Source organism: Myxococcus sp. SDU36 (assembly GCF_030168875.1).
GTDB lineage: Bacteria > Myxococcota > Myxococcia > Myxococcales > Myxococcaceae > Myxococcus > Myxococcus vastator.
On sequence record NZ_CP077414.1, the window covers coordinates 6,517,025 to 6,543,942 of the forward strand.

A 26,918-nucleotide genomic window follows, 5' to 3' on the forward strand; every position below is an offset into this window, starting at 1 on the left:
CAATCGTGCTTCTGGGCGCGCGGCGCATTCACGGCGCGGAGGTGGGGACGCGGCTATTCGCCGGGGCTCGGGCATTGGCCCAGGGAGTCCATGACCACGCTTTCGACCAGGCCCGCCGTGCAGGGCACGCTCGGCCTCGAGCTGCTGCTGGGGACGCTGACCGCGTTCGCGCCGCTCTCCATCGACATGTACCTGCCGGCGCTGCCGCGCATCGCGGAGGACCTGCAATCCACCGCGCCGGCCATCCAGCTCACGCTCGCGTCGTGCTTCGCGGGGCTGGCGCTGGGCCAGCTCTTCACGGGCCCGCTCATCGACCGCTTCGGGCGCACGCGTCCGCTCTACGCGGGCCTGGCGCTGTACGTCCTGGGCTCGCTGGGCTGCGCGCTGGCGCCGTCGGCGTCCATGCTGGTGGCCATGCGCTTCGTGCAGGCGCTGGGCGGCTCGGTGGCCCTGGTCGTTCCGCGCGCCGTGGTGCGTGACTTGTGGTCCGGCGCCGACGCCGCGCGGACGATGTCGCGGCTGATGCTGGTCATGGGCGTGGCGCCCATCCTCGCGCCGCTGCTGGGCGGAATGGTGCTCCAGTACTCGGGGTGGCGGGCCATCTTCGTGGTGCTGGCGGCGGTGGGCGCGGTGGCGCTGGCCTTCGTGCTGAAGTCGCTGCCGGAGACGGCGCCGCCGCACGAGGGCTCGCAGACGATGCGCTCCCGGCTGGGCGCATTGATGAAGGACCCGGACTTCGTGGGCCCGGCGCTGGCCGGAGGCTTCGCGCAGGCGGGCATGTTCGCGTACATCGCGGGCTCGCCGTTCGTGTTCATCTCGCTGTATGGCATTCCGGAGGAGCACTTCGGCTGGTTCTTCGGCGTCAATGCGATGGGCTTGATTGCGGTGGCGCAGCTCAACCGCAAGCTGGTGACGCACCTGCCGCTGCACCGGCTGCTGCGTCTGGCATTGAGCCTGTGTGTCATCGCGGCGGTGGCCGTGCTCGCGGTGGCGTGGACCGGCTTCATGGGCCTGTGGGGCATCGCCGTCGCGCTGTTCTTCTTTGTATCGCTCATGGGGCTGGTGGCCCCCAACGCGACTGCGATTGCGCTGGAGCGGCACGCCGCGCGCGCGGGCATGGCGTCCGCCGCGTTGGGCGCGCTCCAGTTCACCGCGGCGGCCGGCGCGTCGTGGGCCGTGAGCACGTTCAACAATGGCACCGCGATGCCCATGGCCGGGGTCATGGCCGCCATGGCGCTGCTCGCGTGGCTCGCCGCGTTCGTCGGGCTCCGGGCTCGCGCGCGCCAGCAGGGGCCAGGGGCGCTGGGCGACGTGGCGTCACGGCACGGCGCGGCTTGAGCCCGACACCCGCGTGGGGCAGGGGAGGGGGCACCACGCGCGCGGGCCGCGAATCGTGTCATCGTCCTGTGCGCCATGACCTCTCCCTCGCGTACCGTCCAGGGCCCCGCGGGCCAGCTCGCCGTCACCGACGCTGGCAGCGGCGGCCTCCCCGTCGTCTTCGTCCACAGCAACGCCTCCCAGCGTGAGCAATGGGCCGCGCAGCAGGCACACCTGAAGCAGCGCTCCGTGTCGTTCGACCTGCGCGGCATGGGCGACTCGGAGCGCGACGCCCAGGGCCGCTACGGCGCCGAGGACATGGCCCATGACATCCACGCGGTGGCCACGGCCCTGGACCTGGAGCGCTTCGTCCTGGTGGGCCACAGCTTCGGCGGCTACGTCGCGGCGGAGTACGCCCGTGGCTGGCCTGAGCGGCTCGCCGGGCTCGTCATCGTGGACGCCGCGGGGACGATGCCGCCGCTCCCGCCCGAGCAGCTCCAAGGCTTCCGCGAAGGCACACGTCCTGAGTCCTACCGCGCCTTCATGGACACGTGGTTCACGCCCATCCTCCAGAACGCGAAGCCGCACACGCACGAGTCGGTGATGCGCTGGCTGCATGCCACGCCGCGCGAGGTGGTGGTCGGCGCGCTGGAGAGCATGCTCACGTTCAACTCGGACCGCGTGCTGGAGCGCTACAAGGGTCCATTCCACACGCTCGTCGTGGAGGCCTTCATCCAGCCCCATGCCTACCACCTGCTGTACCCGGGCACCCCGCACACCGTGTTCTCGGGTGTCAGCCATTGGTTGATGATGGATGCGCCGGAGCGCTTCAACGCCGCGCTGGACGCCTTCCTCGCCACGCTGCCGCCGCGCTGAAGGGGAGGGGAGGGCGCGTCACACGCTTCGCACCGCGTCCTGTGTCGCGCCTACTTCCTCAGCCAGAAGAGCGGGTCTTCGCTATCCAGCGCTCGTTCCAGGAACTCGCTGAAGGACGCGGCAATCCGCCGACACCGGTGGGGGTACGTCTCGTGCCAGCCATCCAGCAGCGGATAAGCCCCCCGCCCACCAGCGACGTCCAGGAGGACGTAGTCGGAGTCCTGGCAGTCCACGAGCGCGTACCAGGATGGAGGGCCCGCCGAGTCCTCGTCCCGCCCGCGCATGACGACGCGCGCGCGGTGAACCTTCGCGAGCGGCAAGATGCTGTAGTTCGACTCTGGGGACGGCTCGAACAGCTCCGCGCCGTTGCAGTGCAGATAGAAGGCACGCAGGTCGTCATCAAGGCGCCACCCCGCCCTCGCCTCGAAGGCCGCGACCTCTTCCAGCGTCGCAGGTGGCCGCGGGAAGTGGGCACGGGAGATTTCCGCGAGCAGGCGCTCCATGGCCATGGCGTCAGTCCACCTGGTCGATTGGCCGCACCTCGATGATGCGGCCGTTTGCAAGGGCAAGAGGAGCCCCGCCCATTCGCAGCAGAACTCCTACCCGGGCACTACTGCCCGTGCCTCACCCACTGCCGAAGATGCTCGGCGAGTGCGAAGAGGACGGCAGCCGTCATCCTCCATGTGAGTGTCGCGGCCAGCACCTTCCTCATGGCGCTCAGCATGGCGTCCACCTCTTCCCATCCGACTGATCACGGCTCGCCCGCGGAGCGACAGCTATGGGACAAAGCCTTCTCCAGGGAGCCTGGCGGACACGTAGGCCCATGCTCGGCTGCCAAGTATTGCGACATTCCGGCGGCGGCGCCACAACCTATTGAAATTATTTAGATATTTCCCGTATCTCATCAAACTTCAGCCTGTCCCCTGGGCTGCACTCAGACCCAGGGGAGGTTGCATCTTGTCAGAAGTAGACTTACGTTTCTGACGGAGGTTAGCGATGGCGTCCCTTGCCGAGTCCATCATGAAGGAGGCATCGGAGCGTTCCGAGGGCACGCCTTTGCTTGCGAAGGAGTTCCTGCACCTTGGAAGCCGAGCTGCCGTCGATCAAGCGCTGTCGCGCCTTGCTCGGCAAGAGCGTCTGATGCGGGCGAGCCGGGGGATCTATGTGCTCCCTGTCAAGACGAGGTTTGGGGTACGCCCACCCTCCGTTCCAAAAGTGGTTGAAGCGCTTGCTCAGGCGAAGGGCGAGCAGTGGGCTCCGCATGGAGCTGCTACTGCCAACGCGCTAGGCATGACGACCCAAGTTCCGGTGCGTACGGTGTACTTGACCTCAGGCAGTAACCGGCGCCTGCGGCTCGGCGCGCAGGAGATCGAACTACGCCATGCCCCGGCCTGGCAATTGGCTCTACCGAATGAGCCAGCAGGGCAGATCATCCGCGCTTTGGCATGGCTCGGTTCAAAGGAGGGGCGCGAGCGGCTTCCATTCCTGAGACGAACGCTCTCGCCAAGTGTGCTCCAGCAACTCTTCGCTGCACGCGCACGGCTTCCGGCGTGGATGGCTCAGCAGGTAGGAGCATTTGCAAATGACTGAGGCGTTTCTGCGGCTTGAGTCGGAAGATCGCCGGAATGCTCTTGAAGTCGCAGCGAGTAGATGTGGGCGCCCCGTTCACCTGCTTGAGAAGGATGTCTGGGTTGTCTGGGCCTTGAACGTGATGTTCTCCGCGTCCTTTGGGGAGCATCTCGTCTTCAAGGGTGGGACTTCACTGTCCAAGGTCTACGGTGCCATCCGCCGCTTCTCTGAGGATGTGGACCTCACCTATGACATCCGGGCAATTGCTCCCGATTTGACAGACGGCCAGACGGACCCACTGCCAAATGGCAGCCAACAGAAGCGCTGGACGAAGGTGAGCAGGGAGCGTCTCGGTCAATGGGTCAGTAGCACAGTCTTGCCCACGCTCAGTGCCGCGATTGACGTGGAGCGCGTGCCAGCGACGGTGTCGGTTCGTCCGGATAGCCCCGATGCCATCCAGATTGCGTACCAGAGCGTCTCGCCCGGCTCGGGATATGTGAGCCCCGTCGTACTGCTGGAGTTTGGTGCACGCTCAACAGGCGAGCCCTCTGAAGAACGGTGGGTGCAATGTGATGTTGCACAATACTTGCCCACGCTTGAGTTCCCCGTGGCCAGACCCCGCGTCATGAGGGTCGAGCGAACCTTCTGGGAGAAAGCAACCGCCATTCATGTGATGTGCTCGGGAGCCAAGATTCGAACAGGCCGTTTCTCACGGCACTGGTACGACCTGGTCCAACTCGACAAGACCGGCCATGCCGCCTCAGCACTGGAAGACAGAACCCTCGCGAACCAGGTGGCTGCGCATAAAAGCTGGTTCTTCGAGGAGAAGGTTGACGGCAAGCCCATCGATTACGCGACAGCCGTCACCGGTGGGCTTCGCCTGGTGCCCAAGGATGCTGTCCTCGCTGCGCTCAGGGATGATTACCAGAAGATGGTCGCCGACGGGCTTCTGCTCGATGCCGCCGAGCCCTTCGATACGCTCCTCGAGCGGTGTCGCCAGATTGAAGAACGCGCCAACAGGGCAGGCCAGACCTGACTGTTGATGCGCATGTCTGCAAGCAGGGCTTCTCTGGAAAGCCTCTCAACCCAAAGCCCCGCGGCGCCACTGAGGCACCGCGGGGCTTCGAGTCCCTCACAGGGATGACGGACTACCGCGTCACGGGGCGGCGGGGGCCTTCACCGCGGGCGCGGCCTTCTTCTGCGCGGTGGCGAAGTCGCCCGCGCGCACCTGCGTCACCTTCGTCCAGTCCAGGTGCCGCGCCATGGCCTTGCGCACGTCCTCCGGCTTGAGCTGGGTCAGCTTCTGCTCCAGCGCCGCATCGAAGGCCAGCGTGCGGCCCAGGAACAGGTAGCTGGCGAGCTGCCGCGCGAGGCTCCCGTCCTGCGCCCGCGCAGACTGCCGGTACTCCAAAATGCCCGAGCGCGCCTTGTTCAGCTCCTCCGCCGAGTAGCCCTTCTGCACCGCGCGCGTCACCTCTTCACGCATGGCCGTCTCCAGCCGGGCCGCGTTCTCCGGGGCGTAGATGGCGTAGGTGAAGAAGGTGCCCACCTCGTCGACGTCGCTCGCGTCCAGGCTGCTGGCCACGCCGTAGGAGAGGCCGTCCTTCTGACGGATGCGCGTGGCCAGCCGCGAGTTGAGGAAGCCGCCGCCCAGCACGAAGTTGCCCAGCACCAGCGCCGGCCAATCCTTGTCATCCTTGCGCAGCTTCAGCGACTGGCCGGCCATGTAGTACGCGTTGGCCTTGTCCGGCGTCTCCAGCGCGACGGACGCGGCCTCACCGCCGCCGAACACCTGCTGCACGCGCTGGTACGGCGCGGGGCTCTTCCAGCCGCCCAGCAGGGTGCCGGCCAGCGCCGTCACGTCCTTGGGCTCGAAGTCACCCACCACGGCCAGCTCGCCATTCGACGCGCCGTAGAAGGCCTCGTGGAAGGCGCGCGCCTGCGCAAGCGTGGTGTCCTTCACCCCGGCGATGCGCTCGTCCAGCGTGGCCACGTAGTAGGGGTGGCCCTTCGGGTAGTGGCCCGACAGCGAGCGCCAGAAGGCGATGTTGCCCAGCGTCTGCGGCTCGCTGCGCTCGGACTCCAGCGACGCCAGCCGCTCCTGCTTCAGCAGGGCGAACTCCTTCTCGTCGAAGGCGGGCTCGCGCAGCACCTCGGCCACCAGCTCGAGGACCTCCGGCAGGCTCTCCCGCGGGCACTCGATGGAGGCGGAGGCGCCGGTGCTGCCGCCCTCCACGCCCACGCGCGCCTTGAGCTCGTCGAACGCGTCCTGGAGCTGCTGGCGCGTGTGCTGCTTCGTGCCGCGCATCAGCATGCGCCCGGCGTACTGCGCCGCGTCCGCCTTGCCGCGCAGCGCCTCCTCCGTGCCCCAGCGCAGGGTGAGGGACACGTTCACCATGTTGCCGCGCGTCTTCTTCGGCAGCACCGCGTACTTCACGCCGCCCGGCAGCTCACCGCGCTGCACGCGCGACTCGATGTTGGCTGGTGACGGGTCGAACGCCTCGCCCTGCGCCACGGCCTCGCGGCCCTTGAAGCCGTCCATCATCTTCGCCACGTCCACCCGCGCCGGCAGCTCCGCGCGGTCCGGCTTCGGCGTGGGGATGAAGGTGCCCAGCGTCCGGTTGGAGGACTTGAGGTAGGCGGCCGCCACGCGCGTCACGTCCGCGGGCGTCACCGCCTCGATGCGGTCGCGGTGCAGGAAGAGCAGGCGCCAGTCACCGGTGGCCTCCCACTCCGACAGGTTGATGGCGACGCGCTCGGAGTTGTTGATGGTGAGGTCGATGTACTTGGACAGCGTGGCCTTGGCCCGGTTGACCTCCTCCTCGGTGAAGGGCGTGCGGGCCGCGTCCTCCACCGTCTTCAGCAGCGCCTCGCGGGCCGCGGCCACCGGCTGGTCGTCGCGCAGCTCCGCGTTGAAGACGATGATGCCCGGGTCGCGGAGCTGGAGGTTCGACGCGCCCACGCGCGAGGCCTTCTTCGTCTCCACCATCGACTTGTAGAGGCGCCCGGAGGGGTTGTTGCCCATGACCAGCGTCAGCACGTCGATGGCGGCGAAGTCGGGGTGCGCGCCTTCGGGTACGTGGTACAGGCTGGTGAGCAGCGCGGTGTCCCCCACGCGGCGCAGCTGCACCTCGCGCTCGCCGTCCTGCGTGGGCTCGGCGGTGTACGTGGCGGGCAGGGGGATGCCAGGCTTCTTCAGCTTGCCGAAGGTGTCCTGAATCATCGACAGGGCCTTGGCCTCGTCGAAGCGGCCCGCCACCACCAGCACGGCGTTATCCGGCCGGTAGTACTTCCGGTAGAAGGCCTGGAGCCGGTCGATGGGCACGTTCTCCAGGTCGGAGCGCGCGCCGATGGTGGCCTTGCCGTAGCTGTGCCAGATGTACGCGGCGCTCATCACGCGCTCGAAGAGGATGCCGCGCGGGTCGTTCTCGCCGGACTCGAACTCGTTGCGGACGACAGTCATCTCGCTGTCGAGGTCCTTCTTCGCGATGAAGCTGTTGACCATGCGGTCGGCTTCGAAGGACAGGGCCCAGCGGAGGTTGGCGTCGGAGGCGGGCAGCGTCTCGTAGTAGTTGGTGCGGTCCAGCCAGGTGGTGCCGTTGGGCCGGGCGCCGCGCTCGGTGAGCGCCTGGGGCACGTTGCGCGTGGTGGGCGTGCCCTTGAACATCAGGTGCTCCAGCAGATGGGCCATGCCCGTCTCGCCGTAGCCTTCATGCTTGCTGCCCACGAAGTACGTCACGTTGACCGTCACGGTGGGCTTGGTGGGGTCGGGGAAGAGGAGCACCTTCAGCCCGTTGGGCAGGCGGTACTCGGAGATGCCTTCCACGCTCGTCACGGGGGCGAGCGCGCGGCCCTTCGCCTTGCTCTTCGTGACAGCGGACGGGGCGGCGGGGGCCTTGTTGGCGGCGGCGGGAGTCTGGGCCCACACTGGCGTGCCGGCCACCATCATCAGGGCCGCCACCAGGGCGAGCGGGGTACGACGCTTCATGCGGTCCTCGCGAATCTTTTTGGAATGCACCGGCTTCTAACCCGAGTTGGCCCCCGGGCCATCCCGAACGGTGGCACTCCGAGCAACCCGGCGTCGCTGAAGCGACAGCCGTGGGGACGTGCAAGCATCGTCGCCCGCGCGCGTTAGTAGTAAGCACCCCTTGCCAGGACCGTACCCTGTCTCTCCCGGGCATCAGGAGTCCCTTCGGATGAAACGATTCTTCATCGGCGCGCTGGCCTTCGTGGGCGCGCTGTCTGTCCTCTTCGTGGTGGGCCTCGTGGGATTGATGCTGCTCGCGTCCGCGAGCAAGCCCGGGGTGCCCTCCAACCTCGTGCTGGAGCTGGATTTGGAAGAGCCGCTGTCGGAGCACGGGGGAGGGGACTCGCTGATGGGGGCCTTTGGCGAGGCGCCCACCACGGTGCGTGACGTGGTGGAGGCGCTGGAGAAGGCCGGAGACGACACGCGCGTGAAGTCCCTGCTGGTGCGCATTGGCCATCCGGGGACGCCGGCCGCCACGCAGGAGCTGCGCGACGCGGTGAAGGCCTTCCGCGCCAAGGGCAAGAAGGCGGTGGCGTACTCCGACACCTTCGGCGAGCTGGGCAACAGCACGCTGGGCTACTACCTGGCGTCCGCCTTCGACGAAATCTACATCCAGCCGTCGGGTGACGTGAACATCAACGGGCTCGCCTTCGAGCTGCCTTTCGCGCGCGAGGCCTTCTCCAAGCTGGGCGTGACGCCGCGCTACTTCGCCCGCTACGAGTACAAGAACGCCATCAACGCCTACACGGAGCAGGACTACACGGCGCCGCACCGCGAGGCCACCGAGCGCTTCACGAACAGCCTCTTCGGCCAGATTGTGCGCGGCATCGCCGAGGACCGCGGGCTGACGGAGGACGTCGTGCGGAGCCTCATCGACAAGGCGCCGCTGATGGCGCAGGAGGCGATGGAGGCGAAGCTGGTGACGGGGCTGCGCTACCGGGACGAGGTGCTCGGCGGGCTGGAGGAGCAGGCCGGCGAGGGCGCGCGCTTCCTCTACGTGAAGAAGTACCTGGAGCGCGCCGGCAGGCCGAACGTGTCCGGGGACACCATCGCCCTGGTGTACGGCGTGGGCGAGGTGATGCGCGGGAAGAACCAGTCCAACCCGCTGTCGGGCGGACAGTCCATGGGCGCGGAGAGCGTCGCCGCGGCGCTGCGCAAGGCCACCGAGGACTCGCGGGTGAAGGCCATTGTCTTCCGCGTGGACAGCCCGGGCGGCAGCTACGTGGCCAGCGACACCGTGCGCCGCGAGGTGCAGCGCGCGAAGGAGGCGGGCAAGCCCGTCATCGTCACCATGGGCAGCTACGCCGCCAGCGGCGGCTACTTCGTCGCCATGGAGGCGGACCGCATCGTCGCGCAGCCGGGCACGTTCACCGGCAGCATCGGCGTGTACGCGGGCAAGTTCGTCACCGCGGGCTTCTGGGAGAAGCTGGGGGTGAACTTCGACAGCGTGGCCGTGGGGAAGAACGCGGAGATGTTCGGCACGGACGCGGACTACACGCCGGAGCAGCAGGCCCGCATGGACGCGTCGCTGGACCGCATCTACGCGGACTTCACGACGCGCGCGGCGGCCAGCCGGAAGCTCCCGCTGGAGAAGCTGCAGTCGCTGGCCAAGGGCCGCGTGTGGACGGGTGAGGACGCCCTGGCGCACGGGCTGGTGGACGCGCTGGGCGGCTACCCGAAGGCGCTCGCGCTGGCGAAGGAGGCCGCGAAGCTGCCGGCCGACGCCCGCGTCAACGTGGAGGTGTATCCGCGCAAGAAGCCCGCGTCCGCCGTCCTCTCCGAGCTGCTGGGCCAGACGGGCGACAACAGCGAGGACGACGCCGCCTCCATCAGCGTCCTGTCCCCGTGGACCCACCTGGTGGCGGGCGTGCGCAAGGTGTACGCGGTGGGCGCGCGGATGGGCCTCTTCGAGGGCACGCGCGGCGAGCTCTACGCCCCCCTGCCCGAGGCGAGCTGGTAGCGCGTCCTCCCAGGACGCGGACGCGTGGCGCCGAGACGCTCCGGCACCGTGCTTTCCGGGTTGTCGGGCCGGCGACGGCCCGGCGCTTCGCAACGCACTTGAGGACAGGACGACCATCAGGTAGCAGACGCCCGCGTGCGGCGAGCGGAAGTGGCGCGGCGACAGAAGCGTCTGTCGCCTGCCGGGAAGCTCCCGGGCGAATGGAAGCGTAGAAGACATTGTGACCTTCCCGGACTCGGGCTGCCCCTTGGGGCTGGCGGCCAGGGCGGAAGGCGTGAGGGGGACGAGATGAAGAAGCGACTGGGTGACATCCTGATGGAGCGGGGTGTGGTGGACGCGTTGCAGCTCCACTCGGCGCTGGCGTACCAGCGCAAGTGGGGCGTGCCGTTGGGGCAGGTGGTGGTGGACCAGCGCTTCAGCACCCCGCAGCAGGTCCTGGAGGCCCTGGCGCTCCAGGCGGGGATGCAGACGGTGGACCTGGACGTCCAGCCGCCGGACGCGAGCCTGACGTGGATGATTCCGGAGCGCGTGGCGGAGGCGCACCGGGTGGTGCCGCTGAAGCTGGAAGGGCAGGGGGGCCGGGACTCGGTGCTGGTGGTGGCCATTGCCGCCCCCGCCAGTCTGGCGTCCCTGGACGCGGTGAAGAGCGTGTCCGGCAAGCCGCGCGTGGTGGCGAAGCTGGCGTCGGATGCGGCCATCCGCCGGGCCATTGGCCGGCTCTACCGCGGCGAAACCGGTGAGGCGGTGCCCCGGCGGTCCGGAATGGAGAGCTTCTCACTGCCCGAGGCCGACGAGAGCATGCCCATGGTGCTCGGCGGCAGCATGGCGGAGCTGACGAACATGGAGGACCCTGGCGGCGATGACGGGCTGCCGCTGCTGTCCTCGCTGGAGGATGTCGTCGCGCAGCCGCAGGCGGTGCCGTCGCGGATGGAGCGGCTGGTGCAGGCCATCCGCGCCATGCCCGCGGAGGTGGCGCAGCCCTCGCCGCAGGTGCCTGACTCGCGGGCCGTGCCTGCTGGTTCAACGGTGGGAGCGCACCTCGCGCAGTCACTGCCGCTGAGCTCCGCGTCGGCTCCGCTCCAGGTGGGGGCGCACGTCGTCCGCGCGTCTCGGCCGCTGTCCCCGAAGGCCACGTTCTCCGCGCAGGCCGTGCAGCTCGCCGCGAGGACGCGTGCGCCCGCGGTGCCCGTGCTCACGGCCGCGCAGCCGGTGCCCATGGCGCAGGTGCTCGTGTACGGCTGGGGCGCGGAGGCCAGCGCGGGCATCGTGCGCGTGCTGTCCGAGGCGGACCTGAGCGCGCGCGTCGCCAGCACGGCGGAGCTGCTCGCGGCGAACGAGGCGCAGGTGGTGGTGGCGCCGCTGCCGTCCATGGAGGCGCTGCGCCAGCAGGTTCACGCGCGAGTGCTGGTGGCGGGCAAGACGCCGGAGCAGGACCTGCCGCGTGCGCAGGCGGTGGGCGCCCGGGGCTTCCTCGCCGCTCCCGTGGATCCAGACCTGCTCCTGCGCGCCGTGCGGCGGTTGGCGCGGGCCGCGGGGGGCGCGGACCTCAAGCGGGCCAGCTGAAAGTCACGCGGCGCATCCAGAGACGGCGACGGGGGCTTCTGCCAGGTCGCCGTGAACTTCAAGCAGGCGCCAGGCGATAGCCGAGCGGCGCTCCATCATCGGTGGAGCGCCCGGCCGTGAATCGCTTCGACGAGCCCACCGAGGCAATCCCCCGGGGCCACCGCTCGCTGGCATGGGCAGCCGCGCGGCTTCCAGGTGCTTCAAGGCCCTGAGCCCCGGCGAGCTGCTTCGCTTCAAGCACCCCGAACTTCATCGTCGCCGACGGCGTCTCCGCCCGGGTCCTTCTGCTGCTTGACACGTAAGCATCTCCTTACGCATTATGGCCGCACGATGATGCACACCGAGCCAGGGGTGTTCGGAGCGATCAGCCATCCGGCGCGGCGCCGCATGCTCGACCTGCTGGTCGACGGCGACCGTCCGGTGAACGCCATCGCCGAGAACTTCGAGATGAGCCGCCCAGCGGTGTCTCAGCACCTGCGCGTGCTGCTCGACGCGGGCCTCGTCACCGAGCAACGGCATGGCAGGGAGCGGCGGTACCGCCTCGTGCCGGAGCAGTTGGAGCCGGTGCGCGACTGGATTGCCCACTACGAGCGGTTCTGGGACGACAACTTCGCCCGCCTGCGGCGACACCTCGAGAAAGGCGACAAGCAGCAATGACGACCAAGACCATCCGACGGGAGCTGAAGTTCACCCAGCCGCCCGCCGCCGTGTGGCGCGCGCTCGCGACCCGCGAGGCGCTCGCCGACTGGATGTACCCGAACGACTTCGAGCCGCGCGTCGGGCATCGCTTCACGTTCCGCGTGCCGCCAGACGCTCGGGCCAAATTCGACGGACTCACCGTGCACTGCGAGGTGCTCCAGTGCGCGCCTCCGTCCGAGCTCGAGTTCACCTGGGTCGTTGGCGAGGGCTGGCTGGACACCCGCGTCCGCTACCGCCTCGAAGCCGATGGCGAAGGGACGCGCGTGCTCTTCGAGCACTCCGGCTTCAAGGAGGACCAGGCGTTCCACGGCGCCGAGTTCGGCTGGAAGCTGATGCACGGAAAGCTCGCCAAGACACTCGAGAAGGAATCCAACAACCCGGCCCTCAAGGCCTGAACACCGAGCCACCCCCATGAACATCGTCATCTGGATTCTTCAGGCCGTCCTCGCGCTGCTGTTCCTCGCGGGCGGTTCGTACAAGGCGTTCTCGTTTCAGCAGCTCGCGAGCCAGTTCAGCGAGGTCCCCCTCGGGGCCTGGCGGGCACTCGGCTTCCTCGAGATGGCCGGCGGCGTGCTGCTGATTGTCCCGGCGGCGTTCAAGTGGATGCCCAGCCTCACCGCGCACGCGGCCGCGGTGCTCACGTTCGAGACGTTCGCGCTCGCCGTGCTGTATGCGCGTCATTCGACGAAGCTGACGCCCGAGAACCCGATGCTCTGGTCGCTCGTGATGGGGGTGCTGCTCGCCTTCGTGACGTACGGCCGCTACGTCCTCAAGCCGGTGGTGGCAGCCGCCGCGTGACGGCGCGTTCGCGGGCGCCCATACGCCTCACGGAACAGCCGCCAGCAGGGAGGGCTTCTCGGAGCCCTCGGGCAGCCACAGCGAGCCCAGCTCCAACGTCGAGGACGGGAAGGGGTCGGCCCGCACCAGCGAGTCATCCTCGTAGCTCCCCGTCAGCAGCCAGCCCCGCTTGACGCGCTGGTACACCTCCAGCGTGCGCGCGGCCGGGTCCACCAGCCACACGTGTGACACGCCCGCGCGCGCGTAGAGCGGCAGCTTGCGCGCGCGGTCCAGCGCGGCGGTGGAGGGCGTCAGCACCTCGCAGACCCAGTCCGGCACCAGCGTGAGGAAGGGGACGTCCGGCTCGAAGGGCACGTCCAGGCGCTCGCGGCGCCAGCCGGCCATGTCCGGCACGAGCATGTCGTGGCCGAGGTGCAGCTCGGGCGCGCGCAGGAAGCACCAGCGGCCACTGCCGCCACGGCGCTTGTCGAGCTGCTCTCCCAACTCCACGCCCAGCATGAAGGCCGCGCGCGTCTGCGCGGCGGTGGGACGAGGCGAGGCGACCAGCTCCTCGTCCAGAATCTCCCCCACCCAGCCCGAGGGCAGGGCCGAGAGCATCGAATGGTTCGCCAGGGGGATGGTTCCTTCAATCACAGCGCCTCCGAGAATCACCGGTTGAGGCGGGCATTCTAGGGAGCCGTCTGACACGTCCTCCGCTCGACGGAAGGCGTCATTTCCCGATGCAGAAACGCTGGAAGATTGCGTCCAGCAGGGCCTCCGAAACCACGGTGCCGGACACTTCGCCGAGCGCCTCCAGCGCGAGCCCCACTTCACCGGAGACGACTTCCAGGGTGGACACGCGCGAGGCGCTCTCCGCGCGGCCCAGCGCCTCGGACGCGCGACGCAGGGCATCCGCGTGACGCTCGGAGACGAGGGCCACCGCGGAGGGCGTGCCCCCGCCCCACAGTCGCCCGAGCATGTCGTCGCGAAGCGCGTCCACACCTTCACCGGTGAGGCCGCTCACGCGCTGGCGCGGCGAGCCCGGCGCTTCCGCCACGTCGCACTTGCCGTCCACCACCAACACGGGCGCTCCACCCGCGTCACGCATCCACGCGGCGGCCTCTGGCTGCGTGACGCCCGGGGGAAGCACGAGCACGGCCAGGTCCACGCCCGCGAGCAGCTCACGCGTGCGCGCGATGCCCAGCGCCTCGACGCGCCCCGGCGTCTCCCGCAGCCCCGCGGTGTCGAAGAGCGTCACCGCCAGCCCGTCCCATTCGACGCGGGCCTCCAGCGCATCGCGCGTGGTGCCGGGCTCGTCATCCACCAGCGCGCGGGACTCGCCCACCAGCCGGTTGAACAGCGTGGACTTGCCCGCGTTGACGGGACCGAACAGCGCCACCCGCGCGCCCCGGCGCACCAGCCGGCCCCGGCCCGCCTCGGACAGCAGCGCCTCCGCCTGAGCACGCAGCGCGGTGACACGCTCGCCCACGTCCTCGTCCGCGCCCTCTGCCTCATCAGGGAAGCTGAGCACGCCCTCCATGTCCGCATGCAACGCGCGCAGCGGCTCCTCCAGCGCCCGCACCCGCGAGGCGAGCACACCGGAGAGCCCCGCGGCGGCGGCGCGCACCGCGGCCTCCGAGTCCGCCGCCACCAGGTCCGCCACGGCCTCCGCGCGCGTCAGGTCCAACCGCCCGTTGAGGAAGGCGCGACGCGTGAACTCACCGGGCGCGGCGTGGCGCACGCGCGCGTCCTCCAGCGCCCGAGCCAGCAGCAGCCGCAAGAGCCGCGGACTGCCGTGCGCCTGCAGCTCCACCACGTCCTCGCCCGTGAAGGACTGGGGCCCGCGGAAGTAGAGGAACAGGCCCTCGTCCAGCGCGCGTTTCTCCGCGTCCACGAAGGACGCGAGGTACGCATGGCGCGGCGTGGGCTGCGCGGGCACACCCGGGGCCAGCAGCCGGCCCACGTCCAGCGCGTCAGGGCCGGACAGCCGGAGGATGCCCACGGCGCCCGCGGCGGGCGCGGTGGCCAGGGCGGCGATGGTCATGGAGGGAGACGTCATACGGAGGAAGACGTCATACGCGGCCAGGGGAGCGAAGCCACCTGGAACCTGAAGCAGCGCGGGCCCCGCTGCGTCAGCGGGTGCCCAGGGGCGGCGTGGAGCCGCGGGCGGCCTTCTCCACGGCCTCGCGGTGCTCCTCGATGTACCGCTCCACCGCCTCGTCCTCGAGCTCCAAATCTCGCAGGACGCCCGGGTAGACGAAGCGGAACGCGGGGGACTCCTCGTCCCCGCGAAGGCGGAAGCTCATCTTGAGCACCGCCGCGCCGTACAGCTTGTCCTTCAGAGCTTTCGCCTTGCCCATCCCTGGTCTCGCTTCGGGAGCCCCGGCGCGCGCGGCGCGCTCAGCGGCTCACGCGTCGAAGTCGTCCTCGTCGTCGTCCGGCAGCATGCTCCGCTTGGGAAGCGGGGCGGGCTTGTCCGGAGTGAACACCACGCGGCGGTTGCGGCCTTCGCCCTCCGCCGACACCCTCACGCCACCCACTCCTTCTACTGACGTGAGGACGCGCGCGCGGTCTTCAAGCTTCATGGCGGCAATCGCGTAGAAGCGGCCCAGGCTGCCCGACTTCTCCGCCAGCGTGCGGACGGCCGCCTTCAGCGCGGCATCCTCCTCCACCGTCACCGAGCGCTCATCCCCCTCGCCCTTGCTGGCGGGAGCGGCCTTGGCGGCGGACGCCTGTGCCCCCCGCTGGCCACCCTTCGCCGGAGCAGGCGCTGGCGCCTGGGCTGCCGCGGCACGGGGCGCGGCGGGGGCGGGCGCGGCCGGAGCCGAGGCTTGCGCCGCCGCGGCCTGGGGCTCACGGCGCTGCCGGGGCTCCGGATGCACCCCCGCGCCCAGCATCACCCAGCGCCGGTCAGCGCCCGGGCGGTGCAGCATCTTGTTCAACAGGAACTGGAGCGAGTCCACCACCTGGCTGCGCCGTCCCGCCTCCACACCGGGAGGCGGTGCGGGCTCGAAGTGGAGCGCCACCGACAGGCTGCCGTCGGCGCCGTCCTTCATGTCCAGGCGCGCCGGGAAGCCCATCAGCCCGAGGATGTCGCCGAGGAGCTTCTCCACACGGCCCCGGAACGCTTCGGACGAAGCGCCGGAGTCCGGGGTGGACGGCGTCTGCTGGGGAACCTGCTCGCTCACTTGCGCCTGCCTCCCGCACCGGCCACCGCCGGCGTCCCACCGCCCGTCTGGGGCTTGTTCCGGTCCAGCCACTTCCGCAGGCCGTACTGCTGCGCGATGGAGAGGATGTTGTTCGTGAAGATGTAGAGCGACAGGCCGGCCGGGTACTGGAGCAGCGTCAGCGTGAAGATGATGGGCAGGAACCAGGTCATGATTTTGGCCTGGGCCGCATCCATCATCTGCGGCTGCATCTTCTGGGTGATGACCATGGACACGCCCAGCGCCAGCGGCAACAGGTACGTGGGGTCCTTGTAGGTCAGGTCACGCCAGATGGGCCCGATGAAGGGCTCGCCGTAGATGTCGAAGCTGTTGCGCAGCGCGGTGAACAGCGCAATCCACACCGGCATCTGGATGAGGAGGGGGAGACACCCGCCCAGCGGGTTCACCTTGGCCTCCTGGTACAGCTTCATGATTTCGAGGTTCTGCTGCTCGCGGTTGTCCGCGTGCTTCTTGCGAATCTCCTCCATGCGCGGCTGGAGCTTCTTCACCTCTTCCATGCTGACCATGGAGCGGTAGGTGAGGGGCAGCAGCACGAGCTTCACCACCACCGTGAGCAGGATGATGGCCACGCCCCAGTTGCCGGTGAGGCCGTGGAAGAACTTCATGACGGTCAGCAGGACCTTGCAGATGACGGCCCAGATGCCGAAGTCCACCGTCTCCGCCAGCGGCGGGTGGAAGGCGGTCTCGCCCAGGCCGGTGGACGCGCGCAGCGAGGCGCCGGGCACCAGGGCCAGGATGTCCGGGTCCTTGGGGCCGAAGTAGCCGCCGAAGCGCAGCGTCACCGTCTCCCCCGGGGCCGCCGTAAGCGGGAAGGACGCCGTCACCTTGCGCAGGGTGGGCGTGGCCTCGAAGGAGCACGAGCCGGCGCGCGGCCCCTCCAGCGGGTAGAGCGCGGACAGGAAGTACTGCTGGTCGATGCCGAAGAACTGCACCTGACCGCGGGCCTCCTCGGCGTCCGGGGCGTCATCCCCCGGGCTCATCTTCTGGAGCTCGTCACCCACCCAGCAGGCGGCGCGGCTCAGGTTGCCCACGCCGCCGAAGAAGGACGGCGCGTGCTCGAAGTTGGGGTCGATGGCGCGGTTGTGGTGCACCTGCAGCTCGCCGCTCTGCGGCTGGCCGGAGGTGTTGCGCACCTGGAGGGTGTAGGACAGCTCGAAGCCGTCCTGGGGCCACTTCACCGTCTTCACGACCTCCCACGGGCCGCGGCGGCCGGTGAAGGTGACGCCGTCGGCGCTGCCCGGGGCGCCTTCATCCATGGCGTAGTTCAGGTCCGCGGGCAGCGGGCTGGGGCCGGTGATGGACACGGCCAGGGGCAGCGGCTGCCCCGGGGTGGGGCGCGCCAGGTCCATCTGCGGCGCGGGGGGAATCTCCTTGCCGACCAGCTTCTGGAAGCCCTGGGCGGCGCTGAGCTCCTGCTGCTCCCGCATCTTCGCGCCCTTGAGCACGGCGGCGGTGAGGCCGGCGCCCTCGGAGGAGAAGGTGTAGACGGACTCGTCGCGGAGCATCTCCGTCTTGCGCGCCGGAGGCGGCGGGGCCTCCGCGGTGGCGCCCGACTCCGGGCCGCCTTCGGGAGGCTGGAGGGCCGGGGGCGTGCCGGCATCGGCGGGCGCCGCGGCCACCACGCCCGCGTCGGGGACTTCCGAGTCGGGCGGCGGCGTGGGGGCGAAGAAGAAGGTGTAGACGGCAGTGGCCGCGAACGAGAGGGCCAGGGCCGCCAGCAGTCGCTTCTGCGAATCGTTCGACTGGGGCGAGAGCGGATCGTTCATAGACTCCCCCCTCCACGGGGGAGAGGGCGGCAATGGGTGGAACCCCTCGTCACGGCACCGGGTCGATACCGCCGGGGTGGAAGGGCTGGCAGCGCATGAGCCGCCAGAGAGTGAGCCACGACCCCTTGAGGCCGCCGTGCTTCTCCAGCGCCTCCATGGCGTACGTGGAGCACGAAGGATGGAACCGGCACACCCGAGGGAGCAGCGGTCCGAGGAACTTCCGGTAGAAGCGGATGGGCAGCGAGAGGACGAAGGCCAGGGGGCTCATCTGGGCGGCTCCTTCGGCTTCGTCTCCGCGCGGGGCAGCCGCTGCAGCTTACGGGTGACACCGTCAAAGGCACGCGCCAGCGCCGGAGAGGAGGCGTCCTTCGCGGAGGAGCGTGCCACCAGGACGACGTCCAGGCCCGGCGGCCATTGCATGCGGCGCTTGCGAAAGAGCTCCCGCAGGACGCGCCTCAAGCGCGCTCGGACGACGGCGTTGCCCACCTTGCTCGACACGGTGAGGCCAACACGCGAGTACGGCCGGCCATTGCGCTTCACGAGGGCCAGGAGGCAGTCCGAAGGGACTTTCTGCCCGCCTTCCTGGACCTCGAGGAACTCGCGCCGTTGAAGCAGGCGCAGGGCCTTGGGGAAGCGCTGGTCTGCCGGGCGGGGCTCGCCCGGCGTCGCACCCTCGGCCCTCACACGCGAACTCGCCTACTTCTTGGGAGCGGACACGACGAGCCGCTTGCGACCCTTCGCACGACGACGCTTGAGGACATCCCGGCCGCCCTTGGTGGCGTTCCGCTTGCGGAACCCGTGGGCGCGATTGCGGCGGACCTTCGACGGCTGGTACGTGCGCTTGGACACGGCTCTGACTCCTTGGTGATGACGGCGGCGCCTCCTACCGCTCCGGCGCGACCTGAACTAGGGAAAGGGGCGGGTCCGTACCCCCATTTCCAGGGTAAGTCAACGTTGGATCACCCCGGCCCACCGTGGAGACCACCCCAGGAGGCCCGATCGGGCTGCTTGAGGTAGGGCGATGAAGGCTGGGGTGATACTAACGGTGCTGACCACCGCCCAACGCACGGCGGCGGGAGTTTAATCGCGACCGGCGCGGACGTCTGTTTCCCCGGCGGTTTTTTCCAGCAGCGCCCTGACTGCCGGGCGGCCTCGTGCCCTACCTGCACTCACATGACCCTCTGGGCTGGCATTTCCACCCGCACGGAGAGGCGGCCAGGCGGGCCGTCATGGCCAGCGCTCCACGGCGCTCACCGGCAACTCCCGAGGCAACACGGCGGTATCCGGGTTGGAGCCTGGCTGCGTCCTGACGCGGCCATCCGGGTTCCCAACGACGATGCACACCGGGAAGGTGCGCCCATCCGGAAGCTTCGCCTCGGAGTAGCGGGCCATCGCCGCCGGGCGACCGTACTCATCAACGAGGCCTGTCCAGAGTCGTCCGTACAGCAAGGTCCCATCGGGCAATGAGGGATCCGCCCAGGAGTAGCCCGCGATTCGGCCGACCACGGCGCCGTTGCGGTACGTGCCGAGCTGGCTCTGATCTCCGGGCTGGTTGATGTCGATGACGGCCTTGAGCCCCTTCGTGGTGTCCACCGCCAGGACTCGGGACATGGCCTCACGGGCCTCCTCGGGGCACTCAGCGGGCTCAGGCCGCACCTGGGCCGCGGAGCAAGCCAGCCCTGCGACAGCGCAGAGCGTGGCTGTCAGGAACCTGGATGGGCCAGAGCGAAGAGCAGTCAGCGGGGATTCGGGGGTCGCGGTGGGCACGTGCGGGCTTCCTTTATCCAATGTAGTCGCAAGTGTGCTCAGTCCCAGCCAGAGGGCCAGAGAAAGCACCAGCAGGGAGCACAAGGACCACAGCACAGAACGCCACCGTGGGAGGACCGGCGCTTCCACGGAGACGCCGTCGGTCCCCTCCAGCATCGGGGCTCCTGGCGTTTCCGCCTTCACCTGCGCCAGTTCATCCGCCGCTGCTGCCCGTTCCACGCATTCGACCGCAGACGATTCCTCGGCGGCATGAAGGTGCGCGGCCGGGGTAGGGCTTTCGGGCGCTTCTTCCTCCGGCGGAGGCAGCGCCAGGGAGGTCTGCCACTCGGGCTGCTTTCGCTCCTTGGCAGCATCCCAGAGGGCCTGGAGCAGCGCCTCGGCGCTGGGGTAGCGCGCCTCGGGCCGCTTCTCCAGCAGGCGCAGGGTGATGTCACTCAACACGCGCGGCACCTTCGGGTTGAGCATGTGCGGCGCGGCCGGCACCCGCGTTGCGATGGCCACCATCAGCAGGTCGTACGGCAACTTCGGATGGAAGGCATAGCCATCGGTGAGCGCCTCGAAGAGCAGCATCCCGAGCGCATAGAGGTCCCCAGGTACGCCCGGGTCGAAGTGAGCGCCCTGCTTCCAGGTCTCCTTTCCCAAGAAGGTCACGCATTCAGGAGGGAGCAGGTACGGCGAGGTTGGCGGCACCCCCACCGTCAACGTCGTCATGCCCGGAAGGCGGGCCACGCCATAGTCGAAGACGAGCGGCTTCTCGTCCTCCGTGCGAATGAGGATGTTGTCGCTCTTCAGGTCGCGGTGGCACACCCCACGCTGGTGCAGAGCGCTGACCTGGCGCACCACTTCCGTGAAGACGGTGAGCAGCCGCGCGGCAGAAGGCTCGGTGCGCCAGCGCCACTCGTGGAGCGTCTCTCCCTCGACGTAGTCCGTGACGAAGTAGGGGAAGCCACTGAGGATGGGTCAGTGGTCGACAGCATGAACCTTCAGCCCCGTGTCGTAGGCCATGTGGATGGCCACCTCGCGGGACATGCGCTCCTCCACGTTCTCCTCTTCCGGGAGATGGGCGCTGGAAGGTCGAAGCGCGACCTTCAGCGTGTAGGTCCTCCCTGGCTGCTCTTCGCGCTCCACCTTGAAAACGCGGCCGAAGCCGCCAGCGCCCAATGGCGCGAGCACGCGCCAGGGGCCAACGCGGCTTCCGGGCACGAGTTGGTCGGGGTGAATCGGAATCATCGCCATGGCCAATGCCCCTGCGCCGCCTGCGGCGCGGTCAGAAAACCACTCCGCTCAAGGGCAGCGAACCGCTGCCTTCCTTGTCCTTCAGCTCGAGGCGCAACTCCTCGCCCAGTTCCCACCAGGGGGCTTCGGTGCGTACGAGGAGGAGCCCTTCCTCTCCGGGAGCCAACTGCGGCCTGTCCATGCGCACGGAGAGCACCTTCACAGGGGCTCCGCGGACGGACGACAGCTTCACCTCACCCAACGTCCAGCGACGTGTTCCTGGCTGGCTGCGGAGTCGAACAGCCACCAGCGCCCACTTGCCGGTGCGGTAGCCCACGCCATCCTCCACCTTGAGCCCGCTCGAATTGTCGGGTGGCACGCGAGCGTCGAATCGCCGGACTCGAATGTCCTGAGTGAGCCAGCCGGAGAGGACCATGCCCTCCGGCCCCCCATCGCCACTGCCGTCCCGCAGCGCCGCGTACTTGGCCCTCAGCTCGCGCAGCTCCACCTGGAGCGCCTCGACGGAACGCGTGCGGCGAATCACCTCCACGGATGCGTCCACTTCATCCTCGGCGGCGATGAGCTCGAACGTGGCTTCTGACGGCGCGGCGCCGTCCGCGAAACGCACGGTGAGCAGCAGCCGCTCGCCGGGCACCAGGTCGACCTTCGGCTTGAAGGCGACCAACCTCTCGTTCTCATCAACTCGCTCGAAGTGCGACTCACGTCCCCCGAGCTGCACGCCCTTCATGCCGAGGTTCGAATCGAAGGTGAGGGTGGTGAGCGTTCCTCGCGCGACCCGCACCGTCACGTCCTCACCTGCAGCGGGCAATGAGAGGGTCCGCTGCCGCAGCTTGCGCTCGCCGCCAGGCTGCGACTGGGCGGCCGCCGCGCCTGCCAGCAGCAACAGCAGTAACGGCAACGGGTTCAAGGAACCGGGCACGTGGTCAGAGCCCGCTGAACTCGCAGCGCCTCATCAGCACGTTCATCAGCAAGCCTTCGACCCGACTGCCGCACTTCCCGCACTTCACCGGAGCCATTCGCGGCCTCGTCAGCTGGACCCAGCGTCAATGAACGACGCTAGCGACACGTCTTTAGCGACGTGGTTAAGCTCTTGTAGACGCTCCTACGGTCCCGCCGCAAGATGGGGCCCCGGGTCGACAGAAAACGCCGGCCTGAGCGGGCGGAGCAGTACGAGAGCGACGCCTACCGCGCGCTCCAGCAGCGTTTGGCCGCGGCGGTCCGGCGCCTCCGCGAACAGAAGGGCTGGACGCAGGAAGAAGCGGCCCACCGCTGCGGCATGACGACGCGCCTCTACCAGCGCGTGGAGGGAGAAGAAGCCAACCTCACCTTCACGTCGCTTGCCCGCGTTTGCGAAGGCTTCGAGGTCGATGTGGTTCGCCTCTTCAAACCACTGAAGCGGCGCGCCTGAATCAAGGATTGTGATTCTCGAACGGCGGCCTACGCGAGCCGCCCGGCCCCACCTGTTGCCGCGCATGTTGCTTGATGGACGCCCGGTTTCGAGCGCCCTGGTTGATGGACTATTGCGCCCATCCTACGGTTCTCCGGTCGGGTCAGGGCTGCCCGAAGGGCGCCACCGAAAGTGGCCCAAGCCGTGGCGCGACTGGGGAACCGCCGTCCCGCGGCCATCCACCAGTCGACTTGAGCGACGTTCACGGCACTCACCGCGCAGCCACCCCAGGCCCGCCTCAAGCTCGCAACACCTGAGAGCGCCCTGGGGCCTCTCGCACCCGTCCAGCGACACCGCTTTTTTCCGGCGAAGGAAATCTGAGAGCACCGTTCTCCGGGAAACCCACACAGAAGGTGTCCACACCATGTCACTCACGCGACCCCAGGTCGCCGTGCTCGGACTCGTCATGTCCGCGGCGCCCGCCCTGGCCTTCACGCCGATTCCCACCATCCCCACGCCGCCCATCTACAACCTCTGCGTGGGCTATGTGCCCACGCTGCAGGACTGCCAGACCGGCACCACCTTCTGCGCCCAGCTGGCGCGGAGTTCGGCGAAGACGAACCCGAACGCCACCTGCAACGTCCTGGTGCGCGACGCCGCGCTGGACGCCGTGGCCAGCCTGCCCGAGCGCACCGTGCTGGTGCCCGTCACGCGCAACGCGAGCGGCCAGACGGTGGAGCCGGACGTCGCCACCAAGCCGGTGGCCTTCATCGAAGAGGACGCGAACGGGCGCAGCATGAACGGGCTCGCCGGCTTCCTGCTGGGCACCGCGCACCGCGACCAGACCTACTTCCCGGCCACGTCCCAGTCCGCCGGGTGGATCAAGTTCCTGCGCGCGCTCCAACTCGCCGGGTGGGACAACAGCGGCACCACCGTCGACTCCTGCCAGGAGTACGTGCACGAGAAGTACTACGACTACAGCGTCTTCGAGTTCGCCACCGCCTCCGTCGGCACCGACTACCGCCGCATCCATGGGCTCGCCTTCGCCGCGGCGCCCAGCGGAGGCGCCGTCCCCGCCACCGCCATTGGCACGCGCGCGATTCAGGACCCGGTGCAGCGCGGCAAGGACGGCACGCCCATCCAGCCCGCCATCCAGTTCCCGGCGGGCGCGCCGAAGAACGAGTTCTTCACCGTGCCCGCCCCGGCCCAGGGCAAGGTCATCATCAGCTCCAGCAACCAGGACCGCGTGGTGCCGCTGCCCGGCGTCATGGGCGGGGCCATCATCGAGCTCAAGGACCTGCACCGCAGCCTGAACCTCTACGGCACCGTCCTGCCCGCGGCGATGCGGACCACCCTGTCCCAGGGCGCCAGCTACTACAACGAGAGCTGGTCGTGGCACCGCGCCATGAGCACGCGCAACGCCGCGGTGCTGGACGAACAGCTCTACTCGCTGGACCAGCTCCAGGAGGACTTCGCCGCGCTCATCCAGCAGCGCAAGGACCGGGTCGCCGCCATCCAGTCGGAGCTGGCCCTGCGCTTCCGCCCGATTCCGGGGATGCTCCAGGCCCCGTCCACGGACACGTCCAGCAACCTGTCGGGCGACGAGCCCCAGGACCCCATCATCACCCGCGCCTACGAGCTGGCCGCGCTGGATGACGTCATCGAGGCGGCGCTCCAGCAGGCCCAGGCGCGCGGCTGCCTCGCCTTCCAGACGGGCAAGATGCCCGCCCCCTGCGACTGGTCCCCCAAGCGCTTCGCCCGGCGCGTGATGAACCTCTACCAGGGCGCCCGCGAGCAGGACTTCCAGAAGTGCGCGCGCTACACCCGCGACGACTTCGCCGACCTCAAGGCGAAGGCCCTGGTGCACGGCGGCGTCAACTTCCCCGCGCAGAACTACACGACGAGCCCCTCTCGGCTGGAGACGTACTTCACCCGCCGCGACCAGTACCTGCGCGCCCTGTCCACCACGGTGGGCACCATGCTGGACCCGAAGACGGCGCAGCCCCGCCTGCGGTGGGAGTCCGGTGACAGCTACAGCCTGGGCAATGACACCTTCGGCGCCACCGCGAACTACCAGGTGGCCGTCGCCATCAACAACGTGAAGAACACGCCCGACTGCGGCCTCTCCCCGGAGGTGACGGGCAGCTTCGACGCCACCGGCAGCGCCCTGGGCATCAGCGCCAACCTCATCCACGCCCAGACGCAGGTGACGCAGAAGCGCGCGGACATTGATTTGGACGTGCTCGACAACACCGTGCCGCTGGTGGACGTCCACCGCGACCTGGCGCTGGGCCAGTTCAACATCGTGTCCGGCAAGCAGGAGAAGTCCGCCACGCTGGTGAGCGCCCAGGCCACCTTCGTCATCGTCGTGGTCCCCGTGACGCTCGGGGCCAAGGTGGCCGGCGTGGTGGGGCTCGACTACCGGCTGACGGCGGAGCACCAGGTGACGGGCACCACGCAGTGCAGCGTGACGAGCCTGGGCGTCGCCGGACACCTGGAGCCCTTCGCCCGGGTGGACGGGGAGATGTACGCGGCCGTCGACCTCTTCATCATCGAGGCCGGCGTGAAGGGACGCCTCCAACTGGTCCACGCCGCCGTCCCGCTGGACGCCAGCGCATATCTGACGTCCTCCGGCGGCAGGCTGAAGCTGCGCATGGAGGGCAACTCCCACCTGCGCTTCACCTTCCTGGCCGGCCGCATCTCCGCCTACGTGGAGGTGGGCATCTGGCCCTTCGAGGTGGAGTTCGAGCAGACGCTGGTGAGCTGGAACGGCATCAAGGAGGACGTGAAGCTGTTCGACCACGCCTTCAACGTCGACCTCGTGGACATCCGCTCGCTGCTGTAACCCACCCGCTGGAGACGCCCCATGAACAACGCACGCAAGGTCATCACTGGCGGTGCCCTGCTGGCACTGCTGCTCCTGGGGGCCACCTGGCTCCACCTGGCCCAGGCCCCTGTCACCGGGGCGTCTCCCGCGACGACGCCCCTCCACCTCCGCTTCCCGGTGGGGGAGCGCCGGACGTACCACCTGGACTACACGGCCCGGACCGAGGTGCGCCTCGCTGGCGCACCTCGGGACGGCGCCGCCATGGCGGGCCAGGCCCACTTCGCCGGGGACCTGGTCCTGCGCAGCCACCCCGCGCAGGGCACCGCCCTGCGCGTGGGGCTGAGCCTGGAGAACCTCCGCACCCACTCGCTGGAGCTGTTCGGCCACGCGCTGTTGCCGGACGCCGCGGCCGTGGAGGCCACCTTCGCCGGCCGCGAGGCCCTGCTGGAGCTGGACGCCGACGGCACCCTGCGCGCCGTCGCCTTCCAGGAGGCGGACCCGTCCCTCTTCAAGAACACCGTGCAGGCGCTGGCGGGCGAGCTCCAGTGGGCGCTGCGCGACGGAGACACCTTCCAGGTGGACGAGACGACGTCGCGGGGCGTGGCGCGCGCGGAGTACACGCGGCTGGAGGGAGACACCCTGCCCGCGCGCTTCCTCAAGCGGCGCCTGGCCTACCCGGAGCCTCGGGGCCTGGGCACCGGAGGCGGCGACGTGGAGGTGGACTCGCGCTTCGAGGTGACGCTGGACGCCAGCGGCGTCCTGGAGCGCCTCGTGGGCGAGGAGCGCGTGCTGCGCCGCCCGGCCGGTGGCGGCGAGCCCACCGCCACCGCGCACGTCCAGCTCCGCCTGGAGCCCGGCGCGCGGGGGCGCTTCACCGTGGCCCAGGCGCCCGCGGACGTGGCGCTCCAACGGCTGGCGCCGGGCCAGCTGGTGACGGACGCCCGCGTGCAGGAGCGGATGCTGGCGCAGCAGGTGGATGGCCTCACCCCGGAGCGCTTCTTCGAGCTGATGGAGAAGTACGCCAACGGCGGCACCTTCCCTGAGCACAACCACTTCCTCCTCCAGGCCACGGGCCTGCTGGAGCAGCAGCCCGAGCTGTGCGCGCGGCTGGCCGACTTCTTCCAGCAGTCCACCCTGAAGCCGCGCGGCCGGGCGCTGGTGTTGGATTTGCTGGCGGGCGCGGGCACGCCGGACGCGCAGGCGGCGCTGGTGCGCGCCCTGTCCAGCCCCCAGGCGCTGGCCGAGCCCGGCTACGGCATGCTGCTCAGCCGCCTCTCACTGCTGACCAGCCCCACGCCGGACACGGTGCGCTTCATCGAGCGCGCCCACCTCACGGCCCGTGACGACACGCGCGTGGCCACCTCCTACGCCCTGGGCGCCACCGCGGGCGCCCTCTACCGGCAGCAGCAGGACGGGGAGGCGCTGGCCGCCGTCCAGCGGCTCGAGTCCGAGCTGCACACCGCGCGCACGCCCGAGTCGAAGGCCCACCTGCTGCTCGCGCTGGGCAACGCGGGCCTGGAGGCGCAGGTGGACGTCATCACCCGCTACACCCAGGACCCGGACGCGCAGGTCCGCCGCGCCTCGGCCCGCGCGCTGCGCAAGATTCAGACGCCCCAGGCCCTGCGCTCGCTCCTCACCCTGGCCGAGGACCCTCAAGCCCCCGTGCAGTCCTCCGCGCTGACGGCGCTGGGCCGCCGCCCCCTGGACGACTCCGCCCTGCGGCAACTGCGTGATTTGGCGCTCGCCGGCAACGTGCCCCTGGAGAACCACCACACCCTCGTGTCGGTGGTGGAGCCCTACGTCCAGCGCACGCCGGAGGTGCGCCAGCTCCTCCAGCACCTGCTCACTCACGACGCGGCGGACGCGCAGCTCCACATGCGCATCCGCGGCCTGCTCGGGACGTGACGGGGGGACGCCGGA

General features: G+C 69.5%; 26 protein-coding genes. 12 read left to right on the plus strand and 14 right to left on the minus strand.

All coding sequences use genetic code 11. The features are described 5' to 3' along the window. Positions 1–90 precede the first annotated feature (90 nt). Both KGD87_RS26460 and KGD87_RS26465 read left to right on the plus strand, forming a co-directional pair. Positions 91–1,338 carry a multidrug effflux MFS transporter gene (locus KGD87_RS26460; protein ID WP_284663521.1) on the plus strand — a complete coding sequence of 416 codons (1,248 nt, stop codon included), beginning with the start codon at positions 91–93 and terminating at the stop codon, positions 1,336–1,338. Between the two features lie 75 nt (positions 1,339–1,413). Next, positions 1,414–2,193: an alpha/beta fold hydrolase gene (locus KGD87_RS26465; protein WP_284663522.1), complete on the plus strand. Its 780-nt coding sequence runs from the start codon at positions 1,414–1,416 to the stop codon at positions 2,191–2,193. 50 nt (positions 2,194–2,243) lie between these two features. Here KGD87_RS26465 and KGD87_RS26470 read toward each other — a convergent pair whose 3' ends face one another. Continuing rightward, positions 2,244–2,702: an SMI1/KNR4 family protein gene (locus tag KGD87_RS26470; protein WP_284663523.1), complete on the minus strand. Its 459-nt coding sequence runs from the start codon at positions 2,700–2,702 to the stop codon at positions 2,244–2,246. A 487-nt stretch (positions 2,703–3,189) separates the two neighbouring features. On the opposite strand from KGD87_RS26470, the gene KGD87_RS26475 reads away from it, so the two are divergent. Both KGD87_RS26475 and KGD87_RS26480 read left to right on the plus strand, forming a co-directional pair. After that, on the plus strand, positions 3,190–3,783 hold the full coding sequence (locus tag KGD87_RS26475; RefSeq protein WP_284663524.1) for a DUF6088 family protein: 594 nt from the start codon (positions 3,190–3,192) through the stop codon (positions 3,781–3,783). Then, the gene (locus tag KGD87_RS26480; RefSeq protein ID WP_284663525.1) at positions 3,776–4,798 is read left to right on the plus strand and encodes a nucleotidyl transferase AbiEii/AbiGii toxin family protein; all 1,023 of its coding nucleotides are present in this window, start codon (positions 3,776–3,778) and stop codon (positions 4,796–4,798) included. The genes KGD87_RS26475 and KGD87_RS26480 overlap by 8 nt, the downstream gene beginning before the upstream one ends. A gap of 120 nt (positions 4,799–4,918) precedes the next feature. On the opposite strand, the gene KGD87_RS26485 is transcribed toward KGD87_RS26480, so the two are convergent. Further along, entirely contained in the window at positions 4,919–7,750 is a 2,832-nt protein-coding gene (locus tag KGD87_RS26485; RefSeq protein WP_284663527.1) for a M16 family metallopeptidase, read from the minus strand. A gap of 208 nt (positions 7,751–7,958) precedes the next feature. Between KGD87_RS26485 and sppA the strand changes: the two genes are divergently transcribed. Together sppA and KGD87_RS26495 are read left to right on the plus strand one after the other, a co-directional pair. Then, positions 7,959–9,749 (plus strand): signal peptide peptidase SppA, encoded by a 1,791-nt coding sequence (gene sppA / locus KGD87_RS26490; RefSeq protein WP_284663528.1) that lies wholly within the window; start codon positions 7,959–7,961, stop codon positions 9,747–9,749. A gap of 288 nt (positions 9,750–10,037) precedes the next feature. Next, positions 10,038–11,312 carry a GspE/PulE/PilB domain-containing protein gene (locus KGD87_RS26495; protein WP_284663530.1) on the plus strand — a complete coding sequence of 425 codons (1,275 nt, stop codon included), beginning with the start codon at positions 10,038–10,040 and terminating at the stop codon, positions 11,310–11,312. A 58-nt stretch (positions 11,313–11,370) separates the two neighbouring features. Here KGD87_RS26495 and KGD87_RS26500 read toward each other — a convergent pair whose 3' ends face one another. Beyond that, the gene (locus KGD87_RS26500; protein ID WP_284663531.1) at positions 11,371–11,610 is read right to left on the minus strand and encodes a hypothetical protein; all 240 of its coding nucleotides are present in this window, start codon (positions 11,608–11,610) and stop codon (positions 11,371–11,373) included. A gap of 32 nt (positions 11,611–11,642) precedes the next feature. On the opposite strand from KGD87_RS26500, the gene KGD87_RS26505 reads away from it, so the two are divergent. Genes KGD87_RS26505 through KGD87_RS26515 form a run of 3 tightly spaced genes read left to right on the plus strand, consistent with a single transcriptional unit; the run spans position 11,643 to position 12,809 of the window. Then, positions 11,643–11,969 carry an ArsR/SmtB family transcription factor gene (locus KGD87_RS26505; RefSeq protein WP_176418221.1) on the plus strand — a complete coding sequence of 109 codons (327 nt, stop codon included), beginning with the start codon at positions 11,643–11,645 and terminating at the stop codon, positions 11,967–11,969. Further along, the gene (locus tag KGD87_RS26510; RefSeq protein WP_284663533.1) at positions 11,966–12,406 is read left to right on the plus strand and encodes an SRPBCC family protein; all 441 of its coding nucleotides are present in this window, start codon (positions 11,966–11,968) and stop codon (positions 12,404–12,406) included. Before KGD87_RS26505 ends, KGD87_RS26510 begins: the two co-directional genes overlap by 4 nt. A gap of 16 nt (positions 12,407–12,422) precedes the next feature. Continuing rightward, complete coding sequence (locus KGD87_RS26515; protein WP_284663534.1) at positions 12,423–12,809, plus strand: DoxX family protein; 387 nt, start codon at positions 12,423–12,425, stop codon at positions 12,807–12,809. A 27-nt stretch (positions 12,810–12,836) separates the two neighbouring features. Here the strand turns inward: KGD87_RS26515 and KGD87_RS26520 are convergent, their stop codons facing one another. The 11 genes from KGD87_RS26520 to KGD87_RS26570 form a co-directional block, all read right to left on the minus strand. Further along, positions 12,837–13,442: a Uma2 family endonuclease gene (locus KGD87_RS26520; protein ID WP_176418218.1), complete on the minus strand. Its 606-nt coding sequence runs from the start codon at positions 13,440–13,442 to the stop codon at positions 12,837–12,839. Between the two features lie 76 nt (positions 13,443–13,518). Next, entirely contained in the window at positions 13,519–14,847 is a 1,329-nt protein-coding gene (mnmE, locus tag KGD87_RS26525) for a tRNA uridine-5-carboxymethylaminomethyl(34) synthesis GTPase MnmE (protein ID WP_284663536.1), read from the minus strand. A gap of 73 nt (positions 14,848–14,920) precedes the next feature. Further along, positions 14,921–15,148: a hypothetical protein gene (locus KGD87_RS26530; RefSeq protein WP_284663538.1), complete on the minus strand. Its 228-nt coding sequence runs from the start codon at positions 15,146–15,148 to the stop codon at positions 14,921–14,923. 48 nt (positions 15,149–15,196) lie between these two features. Next, positions 15,197–15,976: a KH domain-containing protein gene (locus KGD87_RS26535; protein ID WP_284663540.1), complete on the minus strand. Its 780-nt coding sequence runs from the start codon at positions 15,974–15,976 to the stop codon at positions 15,197–15,199. Next, the gene (yidC, locus tag KGD87_RS26540; RefSeq protein ID WP_284663541.1) at positions 15,973–17,781 is read right to left on the minus strand and encodes a membrane protein insertase YidC; all 1,809 of its coding nucleotides are present in this window, start codon (positions 17,779–17,781) and stop codon (positions 15,973–15,975) included. The genes KGD87_RS26535 and yidC overlap by 4 nt, the downstream gene beginning before the upstream one ends. A 49-nt stretch (positions 17,782–17,830) precedes the next feature. Continuing rightward, positions 17,831–18,049 carry a membrane protein insertion efficiency factor YidD gene (yidD, locus tag KGD87_RS26545; protein WP_163785310.1) on the minus strand — a complete coding sequence of 73 codons (219 nt, stop codon included), beginning with the start codon at positions 18,047–18,049 and terminating at the stop codon, positions 17,831–17,833. Then, on the minus strand, positions 18,046–18,465 hold the full coding sequence (gene rnpA / locus KGD87_RS26550) for a ribonuclease P protein component (RefSeq protein ID WP_284663542.1): 420 nt from the start codon (positions 18,463–18,465) through the stop codon (positions 18,046–18,048). Before rnpA ends, yidD begins: the two co-directional genes overlap by 4 nt. 12 nt (positions 18,466–18,477) lie before the next feature. Continuing rightward, positions 18,478–18,630, minus strand: coding sequence for a 50S ribosomal protein L34 (gene rpmH / locus KGD87_RS26555; protein ID WP_002637840.1), 153 nt, complete (start codon positions 18,628–18,630; stop codon positions 18,478–18,480). A 378-nt stretch (positions 18,631–19,008) separates the two neighbouring features. Beyond that, positions 19,009–20,505, minus strand: coding sequence for a serine/threonine protein kinase (locus KGD87_RS26560; RefSeq protein WP_284668695.1), 1,497 nt, complete (start codon positions 20,503–20,505; stop codon positions 19,009–19,011). Between the two features lie 3 nt (positions 20,506–20,508). Beyond that, on the minus strand, positions 20,509–20,784 hold the full coding sequence (locus KGD87_RS26565) for a hypothetical protein (RefSeq protein ID WP_284663550.1): 276 nt from the start codon (positions 20,782–20,784) through the stop codon (positions 20,509–20,511). A gap of 31 nt (positions 20,785–20,815) precedes the next feature. After that, positions 20,816–21,703: a DUF2381 family protein gene (locus KGD87_RS26570; RefSeq protein ID WP_284663552.1), complete on the minus strand. Its 888-nt coding sequence runs from the start codon at positions 21,701–21,703 to the stop codon at positions 20,816–20,818. 201 nt (positions 21,704–21,904) lie between these two features. Here KGD87_RS26570 and KGD87_RS26575 point away from each other — a divergent pair, with 201 nt between their 5' ends. The 3 genes from KGD87_RS26575 to KGD87_RS26585 all read left to right on the plus strand — a co-directional run bounded on the left by KGD87_RS26575 (position 21,905) and on the right by KGD87_RS26585 (position 26,903). Continuing rightward, positions 21,905–22,192 (plus strand): helix-turn-helix domain-containing protein, encoded by a 288-nt coding sequence (locus KGD87_RS26575; protein ID WP_176418209.1) that lies wholly within the window; start codon positions 21,905–21,907, stop codon positions 22,190–22,192. 403 nt (positions 22,193–22,595) lie between these two features. Beyond that, positions 22,596–25,016: a hypothetical protein gene (locus KGD87_RS26580; protein WP_284663554.1), complete on the plus strand. Its 2,421-nt coding sequence runs from the start codon at positions 22,596–22,598 to the stop codon at positions 25,014–25,016. Between the two features lie 21 nt (positions 25,017–25,037). Next, on the plus strand, positions 25,038–26,903 hold the full coding sequence (locus tag KGD87_RS26585; protein WP_284663556.1) for a HEAT repeat domain-containing protein: 1,866 nt from the start codon (positions 25,038–25,040) through the stop codon (positions 26,901–26,903). Positions 26,904–26,918: the final 15 nt, after the last annotated feature.

Coding starts and splice junctions, on each gene's coding strand:
- yidD (WP_163785310.1), bottom strand. CDS start 18,049: ATGAGCCCCCTGGCCTTCGTCCTCTCGCTGCCCATCCGCTTCTACCGG.
- mnmE (WP_284663536.1), bottom strand. CDS start 14,847: ATGACGTCTCCCTCCATGACCATCGCCGCCCTGGCCACCGCGCCCGCC.
- KGD87_RS26565 (WP_284663550.1), bottom strand. CDS start 20,784: ATGGCGATGATTCCGATTCACCCCGACCAACTCGTGCCCGGAAGCCGC.
- KGD87_RS26585 (WP_284663556.1), top strand. CDS start 25,038: ATGAACAACGCACGCAAGGTCATCACTGGCGGTGCCCTGCTGGCACTG.
- KGD87_RS26580 (WP_284663554.1), top strand. CDS start 22,596: ATGTCACTCACGCGACCCCAGGTCGCCGTGCTCGGACTCGTCATGTCC.
- yidC (WP_284663541.1), bottom strand. CDS start 17,781: ATGAACGATCCGCTCTCGCCCCAGTCGAACGATTCGCAGAAGCGACTG.
- KGD87_RS26510 (WP_284663533.1), top strand. CDS start 11,966: ATGACGACCAAGACCATCCGACGGGAGCTGAAGTTCACCCAGCCGCCC.
- KGD87_RS26470 (WP_284663523.1), bottom strand. CDS start 2,702: ATGGCCATGGAGCGCCTGCTCGCGGAAATCTCCCGTGCCCACTTCCCG.
- KGD87_RS26505 (WP_176418221.1), top strand. CDS start 11,643: ATGATGCACACCGAGCCAGGGGTGTTCGGAGCGATCAGCCATCCGGCG.
- KGD87_RS26460 (WP_284663521.1), top strand. CDS start 91: ATGACCACGCTTTCGACCAGGCCCGCCGTGCAGGGCACGCTCGGCCTC.
- KGD87_RS26475 (WP_284663524.1), top strand. CDS start 3,190: ATGGCGTCCCTTGCCGAGTCCATCATGAAGGAGGCATCGGAGCGTTCC.
- KGD87_RS26515 (WP_284663534.1), top strand. CDS start 12,423: ATGAACATCGTCATCTGGATTCTTCAGGCCGTCCTCGCGCTGCTGTTC.
- KGD87_RS26485 (WP_284663527.1), bottom strand. CDS start 7,750: ATGAAGCGTCGTACCCCGCTCGCCCTGGTGGCGGCCCTGATGATGGTG.
- KGD87_RS26465 (WP_284663522.1), top strand. CDS start 1,414: ATGACCTCTCCCTCGCGTACCGTCCAGGGCCCCGCGGGCCAGCTCGCC.
- KGD87_RS26495 (WP_284663530.1), top strand. CDS start 10,038: ATGAAGAAGCGACTGGGTGACATCCTGATGGAGCGGGGTGTGGTGGAC.
- sppA (WP_284663528.1), top strand. CDS start 7,959: ATGAAACGATTCTTCATCGGCGCGCTGGCCTTCGTGGGCGCGCTGTCT.
- KGD87_RS26575 (WP_176418209.1), top strand. CDS start 21,905: ATGGGGCCCCGGGTCGACAGAAAACGCCGGCCTGAGCGGGCGGAGCAG.
- KGD87_RS26530 (WP_284663538.1), bottom strand. CDS start 15,148: ATGGGCAAGGCGAAAGCTCTGAAGGACAAGCTGTACGGCGCGGCGGTG.
- KGD87_RS26480 (WP_284663525.1), top strand. CDS start 3,776: ATGACTGAGGCGTTTCTGCGGCTTGAGTCGGAAGATCGCCGGAATGCT.